At 56.3% G+C, this 21,058-nt stretch carries 17 protein-coding genes and 4 tRNA genes; 18 read left to right on the plus strand and 3 right to left on the minus strand.

Annotation, left to right across the window (positions count from 1 at the left end):
- Positions 1-44 precede the first annotated feature (44 nt).
- The 4 genes from E5K00_RS16595 to nadD are packed head-to-tail and all read left to right on the plus strand — an operon-like array spanning position 45 to position 2,170.
- A complete protein-coding gene (locus E5K00_RS16595) occupies positions 45-683 on the plus strand; it encodes a sigma-70 family RNA polymerase sigma factor (protein ID WP_135464428.1) in 639 nt (212 codons plus the stop codon).
- A gap of 21 nt (positions 684-704) precedes the next feature.
- Positions 705-995, plus strand: coding sequence for a hypothetical protein (locus E5K00_RS16600; protein WP_135464429.1), 291 nt, complete (start codon positions 705-707; stop codon positions 993-995).
- Positions 996-1,004: 9 nt separating this feature from the next.
- Entirely contained in the window at positions 1,005-1,589 is a 585-nt protein-coding gene (gene gmk / locus E5K00_RS16605; RefSeq protein WP_135464430.1) for a guanylate kinase, read from the plus strand.
- A complete protein-coding gene (gene nadD, locus E5K00_RS16610) occupies positions 1,586-2,170 on the plus strand; it encodes a nicotinate (nicotinamide) nucleotide adenylyltransferase (RefSeq protein ID WP_135464431.1) in 585 nt (194 codons plus the stop codon). The genes gmk and nadD overlap by 4 nt, the downstream gene beginning before the upstream one ends.
- A gap of 70 nt (positions 2,171-2,240) precedes the next feature.
- On the opposite strand, the gene frr is transcribed toward nadD, so the two are convergent.
- The 3 genes from frr to E5K00_RS16625 form a co-directional block, all read right to left on the minus strand.
- Positions 2,241-2,804, minus strand: a complete 564-nt coding sequence (gene frr, locus E5K00_RS16615) for a ribosome recycling factor (protein WP_135464432.1) — start codon at positions 2,802-2,804, stop codon at positions 2,241-2,243.
- Between the two features lie 45 nt (positions 2,805-2,849).
- The gene (gene pyrH / locus E5K00_RS16620) at positions 2,850-3,635 is read right to left on the minus strand and encodes a UMP kinase (RefSeq protein WP_245328320.1); all 786 of its coding nucleotides are present in this window, start codon (positions 3,633-3,635) and stop codon (positions 2,850-2,852) included.
- 98 nt (positions 3,636-3,733) lie between these two features.
- Positions 3,734-4,237 (minus strand): biotin/lipoyl-containing protein, encoded by a 504-nt coding sequence (locus tag E5K00_RS16625; protein WP_135464433.1) that lies wholly within the window; start codon positions 4,235-4,237, stop codon positions 3,734-3,736.
- 297 nt (positions 4,238-4,534) lie between these two features.
- On the opposite strand from E5K00_RS16625, the gene E5K00_RS16630 reads away from it, so the two are divergent.
- The 14 genes from E5K00_RS16630 to rpoC all read left to right on the plus strand — a co-directional run bounded on the left by E5K00_RS16630 (position 4,535) and on the right by rpoC (position 21,048).
- Positions 4,535-6,928, plus strand: coding sequence for a M1 family aminopeptidase (locus E5K00_RS16630; RefSeq protein ID WP_245328321.1), 2,394 nt, complete (start codon positions 4,535-4,537; stop codon positions 6,926-6,928).
- 249 nt (positions 6,929-7,177) lie between these two features.
- A tRNA-Tyr gene (locus E5K00_RS16635) sits at positions 7,178-7,257 on the plus strand.
- A 71-nt stretch (positions 7,258-7,328) separates the two neighbouring features.
- Positions 7,329-7,401: transfer RNA gene (locus tag E5K00_RS16640), tRNA-Gly, on the plus strand.
- Positions 7,402-7,431: 30 nt separating this feature from the next.
- Positions 7,432-7,503, plus strand: a tRNA-Thr gene (locus E5K00_RS16645).
- Positions 7,504-7,672: 169 nt separating this feature from the next.
- On the plus strand, positions 7,673-8,860 hold the full coding sequence (tuf, locus tag E5K00_RS16650) for an elongation factor Tu (RefSeq protein ID WP_135464435.1): 1,188 nt from the start codon (positions 7,673-7,675) through the stop codon (positions 8,858-8,860).
- 127 nt (positions 8,861-8,987) lie between these two features.
- A tRNA-Trp gene (locus E5K00_RS16655) sits at positions 8,988-9,058 on the plus strand.
- A 52-nt stretch (positions 9,059-9,110) separates the two neighbouring features.
- Complete coding sequence (secE, locus tag E5K00_RS16660) at positions 9,111-9,305, plus strand: preprotein translocase subunit SecE (RefSeq protein WP_135464436.1); 195 nt, start codon at positions 9,111-9,113, stop codon at positions 9,303-9,305.
- Between the two features lie 15 nt (positions 9,306-9,320).
- Entirely contained in the window at positions 9,321-9,881 is a 561-nt protein-coding gene (gene nusG / locus E5K00_RS16665; protein WP_100337267.1) for a transcription termination/antitermination protein NusG, read from the plus strand.
- A 188-nt stretch (positions 9,882-10,069) separates the two neighbouring features.
- Complete coding sequence (rplK, locus tag E5K00_RS16670; protein WP_100337268.1) at positions 10,070-10,513, plus strand: 50S ribosomal protein L11; 444 nt, start codon at positions 10,070-10,072, stop codon at positions 10,511-10,513.
- Between the two features lie 21 nt (positions 10,514-10,534).
- Entirely contained in the window at positions 10,535-11,230 is a 696-nt protein-coding gene (gene rplA, locus E5K00_RS16675) for a 50S ribosomal protein L1 (protein WP_135464437.1), read from the plus strand.
- 17 nt (positions 11,231-11,247) lie between these two features.
- Positions 11,248-11,802, plus strand: coding sequence for a 50S ribosomal protein L10 (rplJ, locus tag E5K00_RS16680; protein ID WP_100337270.1), 555 nt, complete (start codon positions 11,248-11,250; stop codon positions 11,800-11,802).
- A 68-nt stretch (positions 11,803-11,870) separates the two neighbouring features.
- A complete protein-coding gene (gene rplL / locus E5K00_RS16685; RefSeq protein WP_135464438.1) occupies positions 11,871-12,251 on the plus strand; it encodes a 50S ribosomal protein L7/L12 in 381 nt (126 codons plus the stop codon).
- 204 nt (positions 12,252-12,455) lie between these two features.
- Positions 12,456-16,346, plus strand: a complete 3,891-nt coding sequence (rpoB, locus tag E5K00_RS16690) for a DNA-directed RNA polymerase subunit beta (protein ID WP_394346327.1) — start codon at positions 12,456-12,458, stop codon at positions 16,344-16,346.
- 355 nt (positions 16,347-16,701) lie between these two features.
- Entirely contained in the window at positions 16,702-21,048 is a 4,347-nt protein-coding gene (rpoC, locus tag E5K00_RS16695; RefSeq protein WP_135464439.1) for a DNA-directed RNA polymerase subunit beta', read from the plus strand.
- Positions 21,049-21,058 lie beyond the last annotated feature (10 nt).

Genomic DNA, 21,058 nt, shown 5'->3' on the forward strand with positions numbered 1-21,058 from the left:
GCCTGCCGACTCACACCTGACGCAGCCGCAATTTTTTAGCGCCCATGAGCGATTCTCCCGAACGGGTTCCGAAGTTGAGCAAAGAGGAAAAAGACCGCCGGTTTCAGGCGGAATTGATGCCCGTGCTCGACTCACTCTACAACTTTGCCTTCCGCCTGACCCTCGACGAGGACGACGCCAACGACCTCGTCCAGGAGACCTATTTGAAGGCATATCGCTTCTTCGAGTACTTTGAGCAGGGAACCAACGCCAAAGCCTGGCTGTTTCGCATCCTGAAAAATTCGTTTATCAACGACTTCCGCAAGAAAAGTAAGCAGCCCGCTAAAGTCGACTACAGCGAAATAGAGGGCTACTACAATACGGAAGACGTGGAGAGCGACGGTGACGCGGGTAGCACCTCGTCGGACATGCGGCAGCAAGCCGTGCGCGACCTCATCGGCGACGAAGTGGCCAGCGCCCTGAACTCGCTGCCGGTTGACTTCCGCACCGTCATTATCCTCTGTGACCTGGAAGGGTTTACGTATGAGGAAATGGCGAAAGTTTTGGATATTCCAATTGGAACTGTCCGCTCCCGTCTGCACCGGGCGCGCAATTTCCTGAAGGAGAAACTAGAAAAATACGCAAAATCAATGGGCTACGGTAACGATATCGATGGCTCTGATGTTGGGGACGAAAACGAATAAACATTTACACCGGGCTCGGTTATGGAAAACACTGCTACTACATCAACCAATCAGCAAGCTGCTTCTCAAGTGGAAGGGGCCGATTGTGAACGCGTGAATACAATTCTCGACCAACTCATCGTAGGCCAGGAGCCTAGCATGGAAGACGAAGAGTACTTTGTCAGCCATGCTGAAGATTGCTCACCATGCTTTGACAGCATAGAGAAGCAGCAGGTTTTTATCGACTTCCTAGCCCAGCATGTCGGCCGGAAAGGAGTGCCAACTTCGCTTTCGCAAACAATTTTAGCGCGCGTTCAAGCAGAAATGGCCTAATTTTACCCCATGCAGGGTAAAATCATAGCTTTTTCGGCTCCTTCCGGCGCCGGCAAAACCACTATCGTCCACCGGCTCATGGACCAGATTCCGGAGCTGAGCTTTTCCATTTCGGCCTGTACGCGTGATAAGCGCGGCCGCACCGAAGCCAACGGCAAGGACTATCACTTCATTTCCGTTCAGGAATTCCAGGAGAAAATTCGTCACGACGAGTTTGTCGAATGGGAGGAAGTGTACGAGGGTGCTTTCTATGGCACGCTCAAGTCGGAGATTGAGCGCATCTGGGAAAGCGGCAAACACGCCATTCTGGACGTGGACGTGAAAGGTGGGCTTAGTATCAAGGAGTTTTACAAAGACCGTGCCTTGGCCATTTTTGTGAAGCCCCCGTCGCTGGAAGTGCTGGAAGAGCGGCTGCGCGCCCGCGCCACCGATTCGGCCTCCAGCATCTCGGCCCGGCTGTACAAGGCCAATTTCGAGCTGACTTTTGAGGATCGGTTTGACGTGACGGTCGTGAACGACGATCTGGACCACGCCACAGCCGAAGCCGCGAAGCTGGTCCGCGACTTTATTACCGCCGAGCCCGCCATTTTGTGAAGCCGCACCCCAAAGTAGGGCTGCTTTTTGGCTCGTTCAACCCCATTCATACCGGCCACCTGATCCTGGCCAACTTCATGGCCACGCATACCGATCTGGATGCGGTGTGGCTGGTGGTGTCGCCCCAGAGCCCGTTCAAAGTAGGGCAGGAGATGCTGGGCGAGGAAGAGCGGTTTGAGCTGGTTAGCCTGGCTATTCAGCGTAACGACCGGCTGCGGGCCCTGGACATTGAGTTTGCCATGCCCAAGCCCAGCTATACCATCGACACGCTCGATGAGCTGCGCCAGCAGTATCCCGACCACAGCTTTGTGCTGCTAATGGGCGAAGACAACCTGCCGGGCCTGCCGCGCTGGAAGCAGGCCGACCGGATCCTGGCCGAGCACGCCGTGTACGTGTACCCGCGGCCGGGCGTCGATGCTACCGACGTGAATGCTCACCCGGGCGTGCAGGTAGTAGATGCGCCGCTGCTCGACATTTCCGCCACGTTTATCCGCGACTGTGTCCGGGCGGGCAAGTCTATCCGCTACCTGGTGCCCGAGGCCGTGGAGGCGCGGATTCTGGAAAAGGGATTCTGGCAATAGTTTAAAAGTAGTTTCCAACAAAAAGCCCCGTCAGGTACCTGACGGGGCTTTTTGTTGGTCGTAAGTGAAATCAGATGGTCATGATTTCAGCTTCCTTCTTGCTCAGCAGGTCATCTACCTTGCTGATATAGGAATCGGTAGCCTTCTGCACTTTGGCTTCGGCATCCTTGATGGCGTCTTCGGCGGCGCCATCCTTGAGCAGCTTCCGCAGCGAGTCGTTGACGTCTTTGCGGATGCCGCGGATGCGGACTTTGCCCGATTCCGACTCCGTTTTGGCCTGCTTTACCAAGTCGCGGCGGCGCTCCTCCGTCATGGGTGGAATGTTCAGGCGCACGCCTTCCGCATCCGACTGGGGGTTCAGGCCCAGGTCACTGTTTTTGATAGCCTTGGCTACTTCGGCAATAATGTTCTTCTCCCAGGGCTTGATGAAGATGGTGCGCGCGTCGGGAGTCGTGATGTTGGCAACCTGGCTAACCGGCGTGGGCGTGCCGTAATAATCGACCCGCAGGCCATCCAGCATAGCCGGCGACGCTTTACCAGCCCGAATGCGGCTCATTTCCTGGCTGGTATGTTGCAGCGACTTGGCCATTGACTCTTCGGCTTCGCTGAGGTAGAACTGAATTTCTTCGTCCATAATAAAACGGTGAATGAAAGTAGTGACGGGGAAGGAACCGAGGGCTTACGCCTGCTCGGTGGGGGTGGTAACAGTGGGTTGCAGGGCGCTGTGCTTGGGGTCCAGGTTTTTGCCCACCGAGCCATTCATGGAAACCCGGGTGCCGACGGTTTCGCCCTCAATGAGGCGCTGCAGGTTGCCCGGCTTGTTCATGTCGAAAACGATGATGGGCAGGTTATTTTCCTTGCACAACGTGAAGGCCGTCATGTCCATTACGTTGAGGTTCTTTTCCATCACCTCGTCGAACGTAATTTCCGGGTAGCGCGTGGCCGAAGGGTCTTTCTCCGGGTCGGCGGTGTAGATACCGTCCACGCGGGTACCTTTCAGCACCACGTCAGCTTCAATTTCGATGGCCCGCAGCGAAGCGGCCGAGTCGGTGGTGAAGTAGGGCGAGCCAATGCCGGCCCCGAAGATAACGACGCGGCCTTTTTCCAGGTGGCGCAAGGCCCGGCGCCGGATGTAGGGCTCACACACCCGCTGAATCGTCACGCCCGAGAGCAGGCGGGTGTTTACGTCGAGCTTTTCCAAGGCGCTTTGCAGGGCCATCGAGTTGATAACCGTGGCCAGCATGCCCATGTAGTCGCCCTGCACCCGGTCGAGGCCGAAGGCTTCGGCCTGCACGCCCCGGAAAATGTTGCCCCCGCCAATAACGACGGCCACCTGCGTACCGGTAGCAGCTGCCGTCTTGATTTCCTCGGCATATTGCATCAGGCGGGCCGCATCAATGCCATATTGTTGCTGGCCCATCAAGGCCTCACCGCTCAGTTTCAGCAGAATTCGGTTGTACTTCAAAGGGTGGGGGGTTAATCGTGAAAAGGTTGGTTGCGGGCAGCCACCCAGGCAAACGGGCTTCAGGTGTATACTGCCAAACAACGAACGGGTTAAAAAACTTAGCTGAACTGAATAAGCACCTGGCCTTTGGTCACGTTGTCGCGCAGGCCGACTTTGATGCTGCCCACCATACCATCGCCGGGAGCTTTCAGAATGTTTTCCATCTTCATGGCTTCCAGCACCAGCAGCGGGTCGCCTTTCTGCACCTGCTGGCCGGGCTCCACCCGCACCGCGACGATCAGGCCGGGCATGGGGGCTTTCAGCTCGTTTACCTTGCTGGCTGCGGCATTGCTCATACCCAGCTTGTCGAGCAGTAAGTCGAACCGGTCTTTGGCTTGTAGCTCCAGCAGTTGGCCGTTGAGCTTCCAGAGGAAGGTTTTGGCGGCGTAGTCGGCGCTGACCAGCTCGGCGGAGTAGGAGTGGCCCTCGTAGAGCACGTGGTAGCGGCCGTTGCCCAGGGAAACCAAATCCCATTCGAAGCCTTGGCCATCGAGGAGAACGGAGCCGTTGGGCCGATAGTCAATATCCCAGGTCTGGGTGGAGCTGGTGCGTACCTGTAGCATATAGAGAGGGCAGAGGGGGCGGAAAAGGGCTTAAAGATAGGCCAAATCTGAAATATTTTCGGAACTTTAGCCCACTTACCCCTATTGCCCTTCTGCATGAAATACTCGGTCCTCGGCATTCTTGGCCTGGTCCTTACGTGCCATCTGACAGCTCCGGCGCAGACTGCAAAACCGGCGAAATCCGCTTCGGACAAGCCGGCTGCCCGTAAGAAAGCTACGCCTGCTGCCGAACTGCCCGCCACGGAGTCCACGACCAGTACGATCATCGTACCGTCTTGGCTGCCACCCACTAACCCGGTGCAGCCCGCCGCTACCATCGTTACGGACCTGCTCGATACCAAGCTGGAAGTGCGCTTCGACTGGGCCAAGCAGTGGCTGCTGGGCACGGCCTCCCTGACGCTGCGCCCGCACTTTTACCCGCAAAGCCAGGTGGTGCTCGACGCCAAGGGCTTCGACATAAAAAGCGTGCGGCTGCTGACCGGCGGCAAGGAAAAAAACCTCAACTACAGCTACGACAAGCGCAAGATTACCGTCAACCTCGACCGGCAGTACGCGCGCACCGAGTCTTACCAGATCCGCATCAGCTACACGGCCAAGCCCAACGAGCTGGAGGCCGGCGGCAGCGCCGCCATTACCGGCAACAAGGGCCTGTACTTCATCAACCCGCTCGGCACGGATAAGAATAAGCCCAAGCAGATCTGGACCCAGGGCGAGACGGAAGCCAACTCCTGCTGGTTTCCGACCATCGACAAGCCCAATCAGCGCATGACGCAGGAAATTGCCATGACCGTTGACGCGCAGTACAAGACGCTGTCCAACGGCCTGCTGATTTCCTCCAAGAAAAACGCCGACGGTACCCGCACCGATATCTGGAAGCAGAGCCTGCCCGCCGCGCCCTACCTGACTATGATGGCCGTGGGCGACTTTGCCGTAGTCAACGACTCCTGGCACGGTAAGGCGGTTGACTACTACGTGGAGCCTAAATTTCAGGGCACTGCTAAAACCATTTTCGGGAATACTCCGGCCATGCTCGACTTCTTTTCCAAGAAGCTGGGCGTGGAGTTTCCCTGGGAGAAATACGCCCAGGTTTCCATCCGCGACTTTGTTTCCGGGGCCATGGAAAATACGTCGGCCACCACCATCCGGCAGGAGTGGACCCAGCTGACGCCCCGGGAAATGCTGGATAAAACCTACATCACCGAGGGTACCATTGCCCACGAGCTGTTCCACCAGTGGTTCGGCGACTACGTCACGGCTGAAAGCTGGAGCAACCTGCCGCTCAACGAAGCCTTTGCCGATTACTCCGAGCTGCTCTGGGCCGAGCACAAGTACGGCTCCGACGCGGCCGAGCTGGTGCAGCAGGAAAAAGTGTCCCAGTACCTGGCCGAAGCCGAAAACAAGCGGGAGCCCCTGATTCGCTACCGCTATGCCGAACGGGAAGACATGTTCGACCGGCACTCCTACGACAAGGGCGGGCGGGTGCTGCACATGCTGCGCAAGTACGTCGGCGACGATGCCTTCTTTGCCTCTCTGAACCGCTACCTGACTACCAATAAGTTTTCGGCTTCGGAAATAGCCAAGCTGCGCATTGCCTTCGAGGAAACGACCGGGGAAGACCTGATGTGGTTTTTTGACCAGTGGTTTATGCAGCGCGGCCATCCCGAGCTGCGCGTCACGCACTCCTACACCAATGGGCAGGTAACGATGCGGGTGCAGCAGGTGCAGGATTCCACGTTCACGCCCATTTACCGGCTGCCCGTCACCGTTACTACCTGGGTAAATAAACAGCCGACCGACACGCGCATCGTCGTGACCAAAGCCGACCAGACGTTCCAGTGGGCAGCTCCGCAACGGCCCAACCTGGTAAAGTTCGACTCGGAAGGGCAGTTGCTGGCCAAAATCCAGGAGGAGCGCAACCAGGACGAATTGCTGTTCCAGTATTATAACGCCCGCAGCTACCTGCAGAAGTACGAGGCCATTGATGGTCTGCGCACCAAAGTGGGCGACCTGGCCGTGAGTGGTATGCTACGCAATGCCCTCAATGATAATTTCTGGGCCGTGCGCAACGCGGCTCTCGAAGCCCTGCGCAAATACAAGGGCCCGGAAGGTAATGCCGTGCGCAAGGACATCAAGCGCGTCGCGGCCACCGACATCAAGAGCCAGGTGCGCGCCACTGCGCTGGCTACCTTGTCGGCCTTCCCCAACGAGGATTTCGGCGACGTCTACAGCACCGCCCTCAACGACAGCTCCTACCTGGTCGCCGGCGCCGCCATCGACGCCCTGGCCAAGGCCCCGACTATCAACACCCGGGAGCGAATCAACTCCTTGCAGGAAACCACCAGCACGGCCATTCTGAACTCGTTGGCCAACTACTATTCCCTGAACGGGAACCTCGACCAGTACCCCTGGTTCCTGCGCCGGCTCAACGACGTGCCCGAAGATGACCTCTATAATTACCTGCAGAACTTCGGCAACCTGATGACCCGCATTCCCCCCATTGAGCGGGAAAAGGGTATTCAAAAGCTCGAAGTTCTGGCTCGTACCCATGCTAACTACACGGTAAAGCTCGGCGCCTACCGCGCCCTGAACACGCTGGTGGCAAGCACGCCAAGCCTAAAGCCGATTCTGCAGGACATCAAAGCCAAGGAAAAGGACACGCAGTTGAAGGCCTTCTACAGCCTGCTGCAATAATTTTTGAAAAAAATTAGCCGGCTCTAAGCACCTAATTTCCGCTCGTTACTACGGCGAAATCAGGTGCTTAGCGCCAGCAAAGCAGCAAAGCAGGAGCGGGCGGTAGAAAAATATTGCAGCAAATTTGGGGCATCCGCTTGACTTGCATCAGAAAGCCACTAATTTTGCAACTCCATTAGCAACCAAGGCAGTTCAAGGCCACGGTTTCGAAGGGAAACAATCAGCGCAAATGGTGCTGAAAAACTAACTGGGGGTATCGCATAGCGGCAATTGCGGGTGACTGTAACTCACCTCCTTCGGGTTCATAGGTTCGAGTCCTGTTACCCCCACAGTTAAGAAGGTCAAAATAGTGATTCGGTGCACCCTCGTACACCGAATCACTATTTTGACCTTCGCAAACGCGGGAGTAGCTCAGTTGGTAGAGCGGCAGCCTTCCAAGCTGCAGGTCGCGGGTTCGAACCTCGTCTCCCGCTCACAAGCAAATCCCGAGTACCACAGAATAAGCCGTTTTAGCTCAGTGGTAGAGCACTTCCTTGGTAAGGAAGAGGTCATGGGTTCAAATCCCATAAATGGCTCACATTACATTACAAATACCGACGGAGCAGCGCGACTGCACTGTTTGGATCTGACAAACAGGTAAAGCGACGTGCAGGCCCTAGGTGGAGCTGCGTTTCGCTTTCTTGTAGTATAGCTCAGTCGCGTTTTACTCTCATCCCCACAAAATCTCCTCTTAATCTCTTTACAATGGCCAAAGAAAATTTTGATCGTTCCAAGCCGCACGTGAACATCGGTACGATCGGGCACGTCGACCACGGCAAAACCACCCTGACTGCTGCTATCACCACGGTACTGGCGAACAAAGGTTTGGCTGCTAAGCGTGACTTCTCTTCGATCGACAATGCTCCCGAAGAAAAAGAGCGTGGTATCACCATCAACACCGCTCACGTAGAGTACGCTACCGAGAACCGTCACTACGCTCACGTTGACTGCCCCGGTCACGCTGACTATGTGAAGAACATGGTAACGGGTGCTGCCCAGATGGACGGCGCTATCCTCGTAGTAGCTGCTACCGACGGTCCGATGCCCCAGACCCGTGAGCACATCCTGCTGGCTCGCCAGGTAGGTGTACCTCAGCTGGTAGTGTTCATGAACAAAGTGGACATGGTGGATGACCCCGAGCTGCTCGAGCTGGTGGAAATGGAAATCCGCGAACTGCTCTCGTTCTACGACTTCGACGGTGACAACATCCCCGTTATCCAGGGCTCGGCTCTGGGTGGCCTGAACGGCGACGCTGCTTGGGTTCCAAAAATCGAGGAACTGATGGCTGCCGTTGATAGCTACATTCCAATCCCTGCTCGTCTGACCGACCTGCCCTTCCTGATGCCCGTAGAGGACGTATTCTCTATCACGGGTCGTGGTACGGTAGCTACCGGCCGTATCGAGCGTGGTATCATCAACTCGGGTGAGCAGGTTGACATCCTCGGCATGGGTGCTGAAGGTCTGAAGTCGACCGTAACCGGTGTTGAGATGTTCCGCAAGATCCTCGACCGTGGCGAAGCTGGTGACAACGTAGGTCTGCTGCTCCGTGGTATTGAAAAAGAAGCCATCCGTCGTGGTATGGTTATTTGCAAGCCCGGCTCGGTAACGCCCCACCAGAAGTTCAAAGCTGAGGTGTACGTACTGTCGAAAGAAGAAGGTGGCCGTCACACGCCCTTCTTCAACAACTACCGTCCTCAGTTCTACCTGCGTACCACCGACGTTACCGGCATCATCACCCTCCCAGAAGGTGTTGAAATGGTAATGCCCGGTGACAACATCACCATCCAGGTTGAGCTTCTCAACAAGGTGGCAATGGAGAAAGGTCTGCGTTTCGCTATCCGCGAAGGTGGCCGTACGGTAGGTGCCGGTCAGGTAACTGAAATCCTCGACTAGTTTCCGCTGGAAATCCAGTAAATCAAGACAATCCGCCTCTGATTTTTTCAGAGGCGGATTTGTTTTGTATAAAGAGTTCTGTACATTTGCAGTCCCAATCCGGCTTTAATCGGTTTAGGACGCATCCACGGGCGTAGTTCAAGGGTAGAATAGAGGTCTCCAAAACCTTTGATGGGAGTTCGAATCTCTCCGCCCGTGCAAGATTGGTTACGGAGAAGTAACCGCAGTAGTTAAAGCCAAAATCGGCACCATGAGCAAGCTGACGAAATATTTCCGCGATACCACGGAAGAGATGCGTTACAAAGTAACGTGGTCTTCTTTTGAGGAACTGCAGAAGAGTGCCGGTCTGGTGCTCATCGGTTCGCTCGTGTTTGCTGCCGTCGTGGGCATTATGGACATCGTGTTCAAAACTGGCCTCGAAGCGTTTTACAACTCGTTCCGTTAATCGAATTCAGCAGAGATGGGAGAGTTGAAGTGGTACGTGGTTCGCTCAGTTAGCGGCCAGGAAAAGAAAGCCAAGCAGTACTTGGAAACCGAGATTGGCCGCCACGGCCTTTCTGATTTGGTACCCCAGGTGTTGATTCCGGCCGAGAAGGTGTACGAGATGCGCAACGGCAAGAAGCGCGTCCGGGAGCGGAACTTCTTCCCCGGCTACATCCTGATCCACGCTGATCTGACCCACGGCGAAGTTGACCATATTATCACCAGCACTCCGGGGGTAATTGGTTTCCTGAGCGACAAAGAAGGTAAGAGCACCAACACCAAGCCGATTCCGCTGCGCCTGTCCGAAGTAAACCGGATTCTGGGCATCGTAGATGAAGCCGAGGAAGAAACGGCCAGCCTCGAAACGCCATTTGTAGTAGGCGAGCTGGTAAAAGTAGTCGATGGAGCCTTCAGCGGTTTCTCCGGCAACGTTTCGGAAGTGTTCGAAGAGCGGAAGAAGCTCAACGTAATCGTGAAAATATTCGGCCGTAGCACGCCCATGGAGCTGAGCTACACCCAGGTCGAGAAAGAGTCATAAGTCAGCAAGTACCAGAAGAGAGCGTAGAAGTGGGAGAGTCCTCCCGTTTCTACGCTCTCTGATCTAACTTCTGCAAAGAACGTCGTCGGTTATTCGCTCTGAGCCGGCGGGGCTTCCACTAGAGCACACATAAAATAAAACGGAGGGCTGCTTGTGTTACGACATACAGCCCGAAGCCTTTCAAACCAATGGCCAAAGAAATTAGAGGTTATCTGAAGCTTCAGATAAAGGGAGGCGCTGCGAACCCCTCGCCGCCGGTTGGACCTGCACTTGGTAGCAAAGGCCTTAACATCATGGAATTCTGCAAGCAGTTCAACGCTCGCACCCAGGATAAGGCCGGCCAAGTATGTCCCGTATTGATCACCATGTACACCGACAAGTCGTTTGACTTCGTGGTGAAGACCCCTCCGGCACCAGTAATGCTGCTGGAAGCTGCCAAGCTCCAGGGTGGTTCGAAAGAGCCTAACCGGAACAAGGTAGGTTCGGTTACGTGGGACCAAATCCGCACGATTGCCGAAGTGAAAATGCCCGACTTGAACGCCTTCCAGGTGGAGTCGGCCATGAAGCAGGTGGCAGGTACGGCCCGCAGCATGGGTATTACCATCAAGGGCGATTCTCCCTTTGCTGAATAACTTTAAAGGAGAAGAAAACTGATGGCACAAGTTAGCAAAAAGCGCAAGGAAGCCCTTGCCAAACACGACCTGACGCAGGTACGCAACCTTGTTGAGGCAGCCAAAGTGGTGAAGGATATTACCTACACCAAGTTTGACGCTTCCGTTGACATCGACGTACGTCTGGGCGTTGACCCCCGCAAAGCCGACCAAATGGTTCGTGGCGTCGCCACGCTGCCCCACGGTACCGGCAAAACCGTCCGCGTTCTGGCTCTGGTTACTCCCGACAAGGAGGCCGAAGCTACCGCTGCCGGCGCTGATTTCGTAGGCTTGGACGACTACATCTCGAAAATTGAGAAAGGCTGGACTGACATCGACGTGATTATCACGATGCCGTCGGTAATGGCTAAAGTAGGTCGCCTGGGCCGCGTACTTGGTCCTCGTGGTCTGATGCCAAACCCCAAGTCGGGTACGGTAACGACCGACGTAGCCAAGGCCGTGCAGGAAGTGAAGGCTGGTAAAATCGACTTCAAAGTCGACAAAACCGGTATCATTCACACCAGCGTAGGCAAAGTGTCTTTTGATGACCAGAAGCTGGCTGAAAACGCCATCGAAGTAATTCAGACGCTGATCCGTCTGAAGCCTTCGTCCGCGAAAGGTACCTACATCAAGAGCATCACGCTGAGCAGCACGATGAGCCCGGCCGTTCCGGTTGACACCACGGTTACTTCCGCTTAATTCACAATCAAGACGATATGACCCGGGAAGAAAAACAAGCCCTCGTCGACGAGTTGAGCGAAAAGTTTCAATCGCACAACGCGTTCTACATTACCGATGCGTCGGGAATGTCGGTGGCGAAAATCAACGAATTCCGCCGGTTGTGCTTCAACCGTGGCCTGGAGTTCAAAGTGTACAAAAACACGCTGATCCGCAAGGCGCTCGACACGCTGGACACGGACACGGCTGAGCTGGACGCGGCGCTGAAAAGCCAGTCGGGTGTGCTGTTCTCGAAAGAGGCTGGCAACGCTCCCGGCAAACTGCTGAAGGACTTCTATAAGGCGCAGAACTACGGCAAGAACGCAGTTCCGAAGCCTGCTCTGAAGGGTGCTTACATCGACGCCAGCATCTACCTGGGTGCTGAGCAGCTCGAGACTCTGAGCACGCTGAAAGGCAAAAACGAGCTTATCGGTGAAGTTATCGGTCTGCTCCAGTCGCCCGCCAAGAACGTTATCAGCGCTCTGTCGAGCGGTGGCAACAAGCTGGCTGGCATCCTCAAGACGCTTTCCGAAAAAGAAGAGGCGGCTGCTTAATTGCTCCCCTACCTTTTTCCCCCTCAATCAAATTCAACAACCCCCTCTTTTTTTAACAATCTACAGAAATGGCAGATTTGAAAGCATTCGCTGAGCAGCTCGTTAACCTGACGGTGAAAGAAGTAAACGAACTGGCTACGATCCTGAAGGACGAGTACGGCATTGAGCCCGCTGCTGCTGCTCCCGTAATGATGGCTGGTGGTGGCGCTGGCGCTGCTGCTGAGGCTCCCGAGGAGAAGACGTCGTTCGACGTAATCCTGAAGTCGGCTGGCGCAAGCAAGCTGGCAGTAGTTAAGCTGGTGAAAGACCTGACCGGTCTGGGCCTGAAAGAAGCCAAAGAACTGGTTGACGGTGCTCCCAAGCCCCTGAAAGAAGGTGTTGCTAAAGACGAAGCTGATTCGTTGAAGAAGCAACTGGAAGAAGCCGGCGCTGAAGTAGAAGTTAAGTAAGCTGCCCCGCGCTTTTTCTCTTAGAAACATGGATAGGCCTGGCAACTAAGCCAGGTCTTTTCCTGTTTGTAGGCTACGAGCTTTACCAGATTGCCCCCAGACGCCGCATTGCGGCTTTTTGTGCCTACGGGTAACGGACGAGGGCGCGGCAGGGTTTGCCGATAGTTTAGTACGCTTCAGTGTCCATTTTTAACCTTCAACGCATTGGCTACACCGAAAGCACAGGCTTTGCAGAAAGCCGACGAGCGAATTAACTTCGCCAAGATTAAGAAAGTTATCGAGTATCCGGATTTCCTGGACGTGCAGGTTCGCTCGTTCATGGATTTCTTCCAGTTGGAGACGGCGGCCGAAAGCCGCACCGACGAGGGCCTGTTTAAGGTTTTCGCCGAGAACTTCCCCATCTCGGACTCACGCGAGAACTTCGTACTGACGTTCATGGACTACCACGTCGATCCGCCGAAGTACTCGGTTGACGAGTGCATCGACCGTGGCCTGACGTATTCGGTCCCGCTGAAAGCCAAGTTGCGCCTGGTCTGCAACGACTCGGACAACGAGGATTTCGAAACGATTGAGCAGGAAGTGTTCTTGGGGAACATCCCCTACATGACCGAAAAAGGCTCGTTCGTGATTAACGGGGCAGAGCGCGTTATCGTTTCGCAGCTGCACCGCTCACCGGGTGTGTTCTTTGCCCAGAGCAAGCACACCAACGGCACCAAGCTGTATTCGGCCCGTATCATTCCGTTCAAGGGCTCGTGGATTGAATTTGCCACGGACGTGAACAACGTGATGTACGCCTACATCGACCGGAAAAAGAAATTCCCGGTTACGACGCTGCTGCGCGCCATCGGCTACGGCACCGACAAAGACATTCTGGACCTGTTCGGTTTGTCGGAAGAGGTGAAGGCCGAGAAGAAGGCCTTGAAGAAAGCCGTCGGCCGGAAGCTGGCCGCCCGGGTGCTGCGCACCTGGACGGAAGACTTCGTGGACGAGGATACCGGTGAAGTGGTATCTATCGACCGGAACGAGGTGCTGCTGGAGCGCGACTCGACCATCGAGGAGGACGACATTGACACCATCCTCAATGCTGGGGCCAAGTCGGTGATTTTGCACCGTGAGAACGTAAACATTGCGGACTTCGCAATTATTTACAATACGCTGCAGAAAGACAACTCCAACTCGGAGAAGGAAGCTGTGGAGCAAATCTATCGTCAGCTCCGGAACACGGAGGCTCCCGACGAAGAAACTGCTCGTGACATCATCCAAAAGCTGTTTTTCTCGGATAAGCGCTACGACCTCGGGGACGTAGGCCGCTACCGTATCAATAAGAAGCTGGGCCTCGACAAGAACTGGGAAGCTCGGGTACTGACCAATGAGGACATCGTCCTGATTGTGAAGTACCTGATCGGCCTGATCAACTCGAAAGCCGTAGTCGACGACATTGACCACTTGTCTAACCGTCGGGTACGGACCGTAGGGGAGCAGCTGTACGCCCAGTTCGGCGTCGGCCTGGCCCGGATGGCCCGCACGATTAAGGAGCGCATGAACGTGCGCGACAACGAGGACTTCAAGCCCGTTGACCTGATTAACGCCCGGACGCTGTCGTCGGTGATTAACTCGTTCTTCGGCACCAACCAGTTGTCGCAGTTCATGGACCAGACCAACCCGCTGGCCGAGGTGACGCACAAGCGTCGCGTATCGGCACTGGGGCCGGGAGGTCTGTCGCGCGAACGGGCTGGTTTCGAAGTACGTGACGTTCACTACACGCACTACGGCCGCCTCTGCACCATTGAAACGCCGGAAGGACCAAACATTGGTCTGATTTCGTCGCTGTGCGTGCACGCCCGGGTGAACTCGATGGGCTTCATCGAAACGCCCTACCGCACGGTAGAGAGCGGCAAGGTGGATACCAGTTCGAACGTAAAATACCTCACCGCCGAAGAGGAAGATACCCACCACATTGCTCAGGCCAACGCCCGCATTGATGAGAACGGTAACTTCATCAACGAGCTGGTAAAAGGCCGTTTCGAAGGTGACTTCCCCGTGGTTGGTCCCGACGAGTACAGCTACATGGACGTTGCCCCGAACCAGATTGTATCGGTGGCTGCTTCGCTGATTCCGTTCCTGGAGCACGACGACGCCAACCGGGCCCTGATGGGTTCGAACATGCAACGTCAGGCCGTACCGCTGCTCCGTCCGCAGGCGCCCATCGTGGGCACCGGTCTGGAGGGTCGTACCGCTATTGACTCGCGTGCGCTGGTAGTAGCCGAAGGTGACGGGGTCATCGACTACGTTGACGCCAATAAGATCGTCGTGAAATACGATCTGACCGACGACGATATTCTGGTAAGCTTCGACGCGGAGAAGATTTCCTATGATCTGATCAAATTCCGTCGGACCAACCAGGATACCTGCATCAACCTGACCCCCATCGTGAAGCGCGGTCAGCGCGTGACGAAAGGTCAGCCGCTGTGCGAAGGCTACGGTACCAACAACGGTGAGCTGGCTTTGGGTCGTAACATGCAGGTGGCATTTATGCCCTGGCAGGGTTACAACTTCGAGGATGCCATCGTTATTTCGGAGCGCGTGGTCCGTGACGACATCTTCACCTCGATTCACATTGAGGAGTTCGAACTCGAAGTGCGGGAAACCAAGCGCGGCGAGGAAGAGCTGACATCGGAAATTCCGAACGTGAGCGAAGAAGCCGTGCGTAACCTCGACGACAACGGTATCATCCGTCTGGGTGCTGAGGTGAAGGAAGGCGACATTCTGATTGGTAAAATCACGCCGAAGGGCGAGACGGATCCGACTCCGGAAGAGAAGCTGCTCCGCGCCATCTTCGGTGATAAAGCCGGCGATGTGAAAGATGCCTCGCTGAAGGCGCCGCCATCTTTGAACGGCGTTGTAATCGGCACCAAGCTGTTCTCGCGTCCGAAGAAAGACAAAAACCTGCGGGCCAAGTCGAAGAAGGAAGTAGAAGAGCTGAAGGATTCCTACGCCAAGGAGCTCCGCGGCGTGAAAGCCGTGATGATCGACAAGCTGGTGCAGCTGCTGGAAGGCAAGACGTCGCAGGGCGTGAAGCACAAGTTTGGCGACGAAATCCTGACCAAGGGCGTGAAATTCGGGAAGAAGAACATTGCTGACGCGCTGTTCCCCGAGAAGAACCCCTATAAGGACGAGAGCAACTACGCCGTACCGGAAGAGGTAAACATGTTCAAGGACCTGATCCTGGAGAACTGGACCGCCGACGAGAAAGTGAATGGCATGGTGCTGCAACTGGTGAAAAACTACACCAAGCGCCGTAACACCATCACGGCTCGTTTCAAGCGCGACCGGTTTACCCTGGAAGTAGGGGACGAGCTGCCCGCCGGCATCGTGCAGCTGGCCAAAGTCTACATCGCCAAGAAGCGTAAGCTGAAGGTGGGTGATAAAATGGCCGGTCGTCACGGTAACAAAGGGGTAGTAGCCCGCATCGTGCGCGATGAGGACATGCCTTTCCTGGCCGACGGTACGCCGATGGACATCGTGCTCAACCCGCTGGGTGTACCTAGCCGGATGAACATCGGTCAGATCTACGAAACCGTACTGGGCTGGGCCGGCCTCAAGCTGGGCCGCACCTACGCTACCCCGATTTTCGACGGTGCTACCGAAGAGGAAGTATCGAAAGAGCTGACGGAAGCTGGTCTGCCCACCTTCGGCCGCTCGTACCTGCACGACGGTCTGACTGGTCAGCAGTTCGACCAGCCGGTAACGGTTGGTGTGATTTACATGCTGAAGCTGGGTCACCTTGTCGACGACAAGATGCACGCCCGCTCCATCGGGCCGTACTCCCTCATCACGCAGCAGCCGCTGGGTGGTAAGGCGCAGTTCGGTGGTCAGCGCTTCGGTGAAATGGAAGTGTGGGCCCTGGAAGCCTTCGGCGCGTCGAACGTGCTGCAGGAAATCCTGACCGTGAAGTCGGACGACGTTATCGGTCGGGCTAAGGCCTACGAAGCCATTGTAAAAGGCGACGTTCTGCCCAAGCCGAATATCCCCGAGTCATTCAACGTACTCATCCACGAGTTGCGCGGTCTGGCCCTGGAAATCACGCTGGACTAGTAAGGTCAGTTGAAATTAGGAGTTGTTGGTGCCCCGGTACCGGCAACTCCTATTTCGGGCTTTATACAATAGAGTTTACCGCGGTTCGGGCAACCGAGAATAGCTGCCGTCGGCGTCGTTCCGAGATATGGTCAGAACGGCATTCAGAGCCGATAGTAGCTAGCCGCACCAAGCTTAGGTTTGCCAAAACCTGGGCTCTTACCCATCAGACCTGCCGAAACCTGCTGCCTGGCGTACCTATCCGACCGGCAGAGCACTTTTATCAGAGTCGAACTGTTTTGGTTTTTCGGACTCCTCTTAAGACGAGCCGATCATTCAAGGCAGCCACAAAGCCAACAGCTAACAGCTCTACTACATGGCGTTTGCAAAAAACAAAAAACTGGTACAGGACTTCTCGAAAGTCACCATTTCGCTGGCCTCGCCCGAATCCATCCTGGAGCGGTCGAACGGTGAAGTTGTGAAGCCGGAGACCATTAACTACCGGACGTACAAGCCCGAAATGGGCGGCCTGTTCTGCGAGCGGATTTTCGGTCCCGTGAAGGACTGGGAATGCCACTGCGGCAAGTACAAGCGGATTCGCTACAAAGGCATCATCTGCGACCGTTGCGGCGTGGAGGTGACCGAGAAGAAAGTACGTCGGGAGCGGATGGGCCACATCGAACTGGTGGTGCCCGTAGCGCACATCTGGTACTTCAAGTCCCTGCCAAACAAAATCGGCTACCTGCTGGGCCTGCCCACCAAGAAGCTCGACCAGATTATCTATTACGAGCGGTACGTAGTGGTGCAGCCCGGTGTACTGGCCGAAGAAGGCGTACAGCAGCTGGACTTCCTGACCGAAGACGAATACCTCGACATCATCGACAAGCTCCCCCGGGAGAACCAGATGCTGCCGAATGAAGATCCTAACAAGTTCATTGCCCGGATGGGGGCTGATGCTCTGCAGCTGTTGCTGGAGCGCACCAACCTCGACGAGCTTTCCTATAGCCTCCGCGACTCGGCCGCCCACGAAACGTCGCAGCAGCGTAAGGCTGAGGCGTTGAAGCGTCTGCGCGTGGTAGAAGCATTCCGCGACGCGGCTACCCGCATCGAGAACAAGCCCGAGTGGATGGTCATCCGCATGGTGCCGGTGATTCCGCCGGAACTGCGCCCCCTCGTGCCGCTGGATGGTGGCCGTTTTGCTACTTCCGACCTGAACGACCTGTACCGTCGCGTAATCATCCGCAACAACCGCCTCAAGCGCCTGATCGAAATCAAAGCGCCCGAGGTGATTCTGCGGAACGAGAAACGCATGCTGCAGGAAGCCGTGGATTCGCTCTTCGACAACTCGCGTAAGGTGAATGCCGTGCGCGCCGAAGGCAACCGCGCCCTGAAGTCGCTGTCCGATATGCTGAAAGGCAAGCAGGGCCGCTTCCGTCAGAACCTGCTCGGTAAGCGCGTCGACTACTCCGGTCGTTCGGTAATCGTGGTAGGTCCGGAGCTGAAGCTGCACGAGTGCGGTCTGCCCAAGAACATGGCCGCCGAGCTGTTCAAGCCCTTCATCATCCGCAAGCTCATCGAGCGCGGCATCGTGAAGACGGTAAAATCGGCCAAGAAGATTGTGGACCGCAAGGACGCCGTTGTTTGGGACATCCTGGAAAATGTGCTGAAAGGCCATCCAGTGCTTCTGAACCGGGCTCCTACGCTTCACCGTCTGGGTATCCAGGCGTTCCAGCCGCGCCTCATCGAGGGCAAGGCTATCCAGCTACACCCACTCGTTTGTACGGCCTTCAACGCTGACTTTGACGGTGACCAGATGGCAGTACACGTTCCCCTGGGGCCGGCCGCTATCCTGGAAGCCTCCATGCTCATGCTGGCCTCGCACAACATCCTGAACCCCGCCAACGGCGCGCCCATCGCGGTACCGTCGCAGGACATGGTTCTGGGTCTGTACTACGTGACCAAAGGCAAGCGCAGCACCGACGAGGAGAAGATCCAGGGCGAAGGCCGCATGTTCTACTCGGATGAGGAAGTTGTAATTGCTTTGAACGAAGGTCAGCTGTCGAAGCACGCCTACATTAAGGTGCGCACGCTCGTTCGCGACGAAAACGACGACCTCGTAACGAAGATCATCGAGACCGTAGCCGGCCGCGTGCTGTTCAACCAGCTCGTACCAACGGAAGTAGGTTTTGTAGATGAGCTGCTGACCAAGAAAAAGCTCCAGCAGATCATTTCGATGGTGTTCAAGCGGACCGGTATGGCCCGTACTGCGCAGTTCCTCGACGACATCAAGACGCTGGGCTTCCAGTCGGCTTACAAAGGTGGCCTGTCGATGGGTCTGGGCGACATCCAGATTCCGAAGGAGAAGGATGCCCTGGTGCTGCAAGCGCAGAACGACGTGAAGGCCGTTACTCAGAACTACCAGATGGGTCTGATTACCGACAACGAGCGTTACAACCAGGTTATCGACATCTGGACCCGCATCAACAACCAAATCACTGAAACCCTTATGGGTCGCCTCGAAAAGGAGAACCAGGGCTTCAACTCGATTTACATGATGATGCACTCCGGGGCCCGTGGCTCGCGCGAGCAGATTCGTCAGCTCGGCGGTATGCGGGGTCTGATGGCCAAGCCGCAGAAGTCGCTGCAGGGTTCGGTAGGCGAGATTATCGAAAACCCGATTCTGTCGAACTTCAAAGAAGGCCTGGACGTAATCGAGTACTTCATTTCGACCCACGGTGCTCGGAAGGGTCTGGCCGATACGGCTCTGAAGACGGCTGACGCCGGCTACCTGACCCGTCGTCTGGTAGACGTGTCGCAGGACGTAATCGTGAACGAAACCGACTGCGGTACGTTGCGCGGTATCGAAACCTTCGCCCTGAAGGATAACGAGGATGTCGTAGAGCCCCTGGCTGAGCGTATCCTGGGCCGCGTGGCCGTTCACGACATCGTGGACCCGCTGACTGACGAGGTTATCCTGCCCGCCGGTACCGAAATCACCGAGGAAATCACGCGTCGCATCGACAACACCAGCATCGAATCGGTGGAAATCCGCTCGGTACTGACCTGCGAATCGAAGCGCGGTATCTGCGCCAAGTGCTACGGCCGTAACCTGTCGTCGGGCCGCATGGTCCAGAAAGGGGAAGCTGTTGGTGTTATTGCCGCTCAGTCGATTGGTGAGCCCGGTACCCAGCTGACGCTGCGTACGTTCCACGTAGGTGGTACGGCTTCCAACATTGCCGTGGAAGCCAGCTTGCGCGCCAAGTTCGCCGGTGTGGTTGAGTTCGAAGACATCCGTACCGTTGACTCCGTAAACGCCGAAGGCGAGCCGGTGAAAGTGGTAATGGGTCGTTCGGGCGAAATCCGCATCGTGGAGAAAGGCACCGGTAAGGTCTACATCTCGAACCACGTGCCGTACGGCTCGTTCCTGCTGGTCAACGAAGGCCAGGAGGTCGAGAAAGGCCAGGAGCTCAACAACTGGGACCCCTACAACGCCGTTATTCTGGCCGAGTTTGATGGTACCGTTGTCTACGACGCCATTACGGAAGGTGTCACCTACCGGGAGGAGTCGGATGAGCAGACCGGTCACCGCGAGAAAGTAATCATTGAAAGCCGCGACAAGGCCCAGAACCCCTCCATCATCGTGAAGGCCGGGAAGAAGGATGCCGAGGAAGGGCAGCGTGGCTACAGCATCCCGGTGGGTTCGCACATCAACGTCGACAACGGCGAGAAAATCAAGGCTGGTCACATTCTGGCCAAGATTCCGCGCGCCGTGGGCAAAACCCGCGACATCACCGGTGGTCTGCCCCGCGTTACCGAGCTGTTCGAAGCCCGTAACCCCTCGAACCCGGCCGTCGTGTCGGAAATCGACGGGGTGGTAACCTACGGTACCGTGAAGCGTGGTAACCGCGAAATCTTCGTCGAGTCGAAAGACGGGGTCAAGAAGAAGTACATGGTGCCGCTGTCCAAGCACATTCTGGTGCAGGACAACGACTTCATCCGCGCCGGCATGCCGCTGTCGGATGGGGCCATTACGCCTTCCGACATCCTGAGCATTCAGGGTCCCGGCGCCGTGCAGGAATACCTCGTGAACGAGATTCAGGAAGTATACCGCTTGCAGGGCGTGAAAATCAACGATAAGCACATCGAGGTGGTTGTTCGCCAGATGATGCAGAAAGTTGTGATTCTGGACGCCGGCGACACGACTTTCCTGGAGCACCAGGTTATCGACAAAATCGTCTTCATGGAAGAAAACGATACCATCATCGATATGAAGGTGGTAACGAATGCCGGCGATTCGACCAACCTGAAGCCCGGCCAGATCGTGAGTGCCCGTCGCCTGCGCGACGAGAACTCCTCGCTGCGTCGCCGCGATTTGCAGTTGGTGGAAGTTCGGGAAGCCCAGCCGGCCGTATCGCGGCCCACGCTGCAGGGTATCACCCAGGCTTCGCTCGGTACCCAGTCGTTCATCTCGGCCGCTTCCTTCCAGGAGACGACCAAGGTGCTGTCGGAAGCCGCCATCCGTGGCAAGGCCGACGAACTGCTGGGCCTGAAGGAGAACGTAATTGTCGGTCACCTCATCCCGGCCGGTACCGGCCTGCGCGAGTACACGCGTCAGGTGGTCGGTTCGAAGGATGAGCCCGAGGTTACGGCTCCCGCTAAGTCGGACGCTCCCGAGCCGAAGACCCGCGCCTCGCGTGCCAAGCGTGAAGTGTCGGCTGACTAAGCTGAAGTGA

Origin of the sequence: Hymenobacter aquaticus (assembly GCF_004765605.1) — a bacterium.
Classification (GTDB): Bacteria; Bacteroidota; Bacteroidia; order Cytophagales; family Hymenobacteraceae; genus Hymenobacter; species Hymenobacter aquaticus.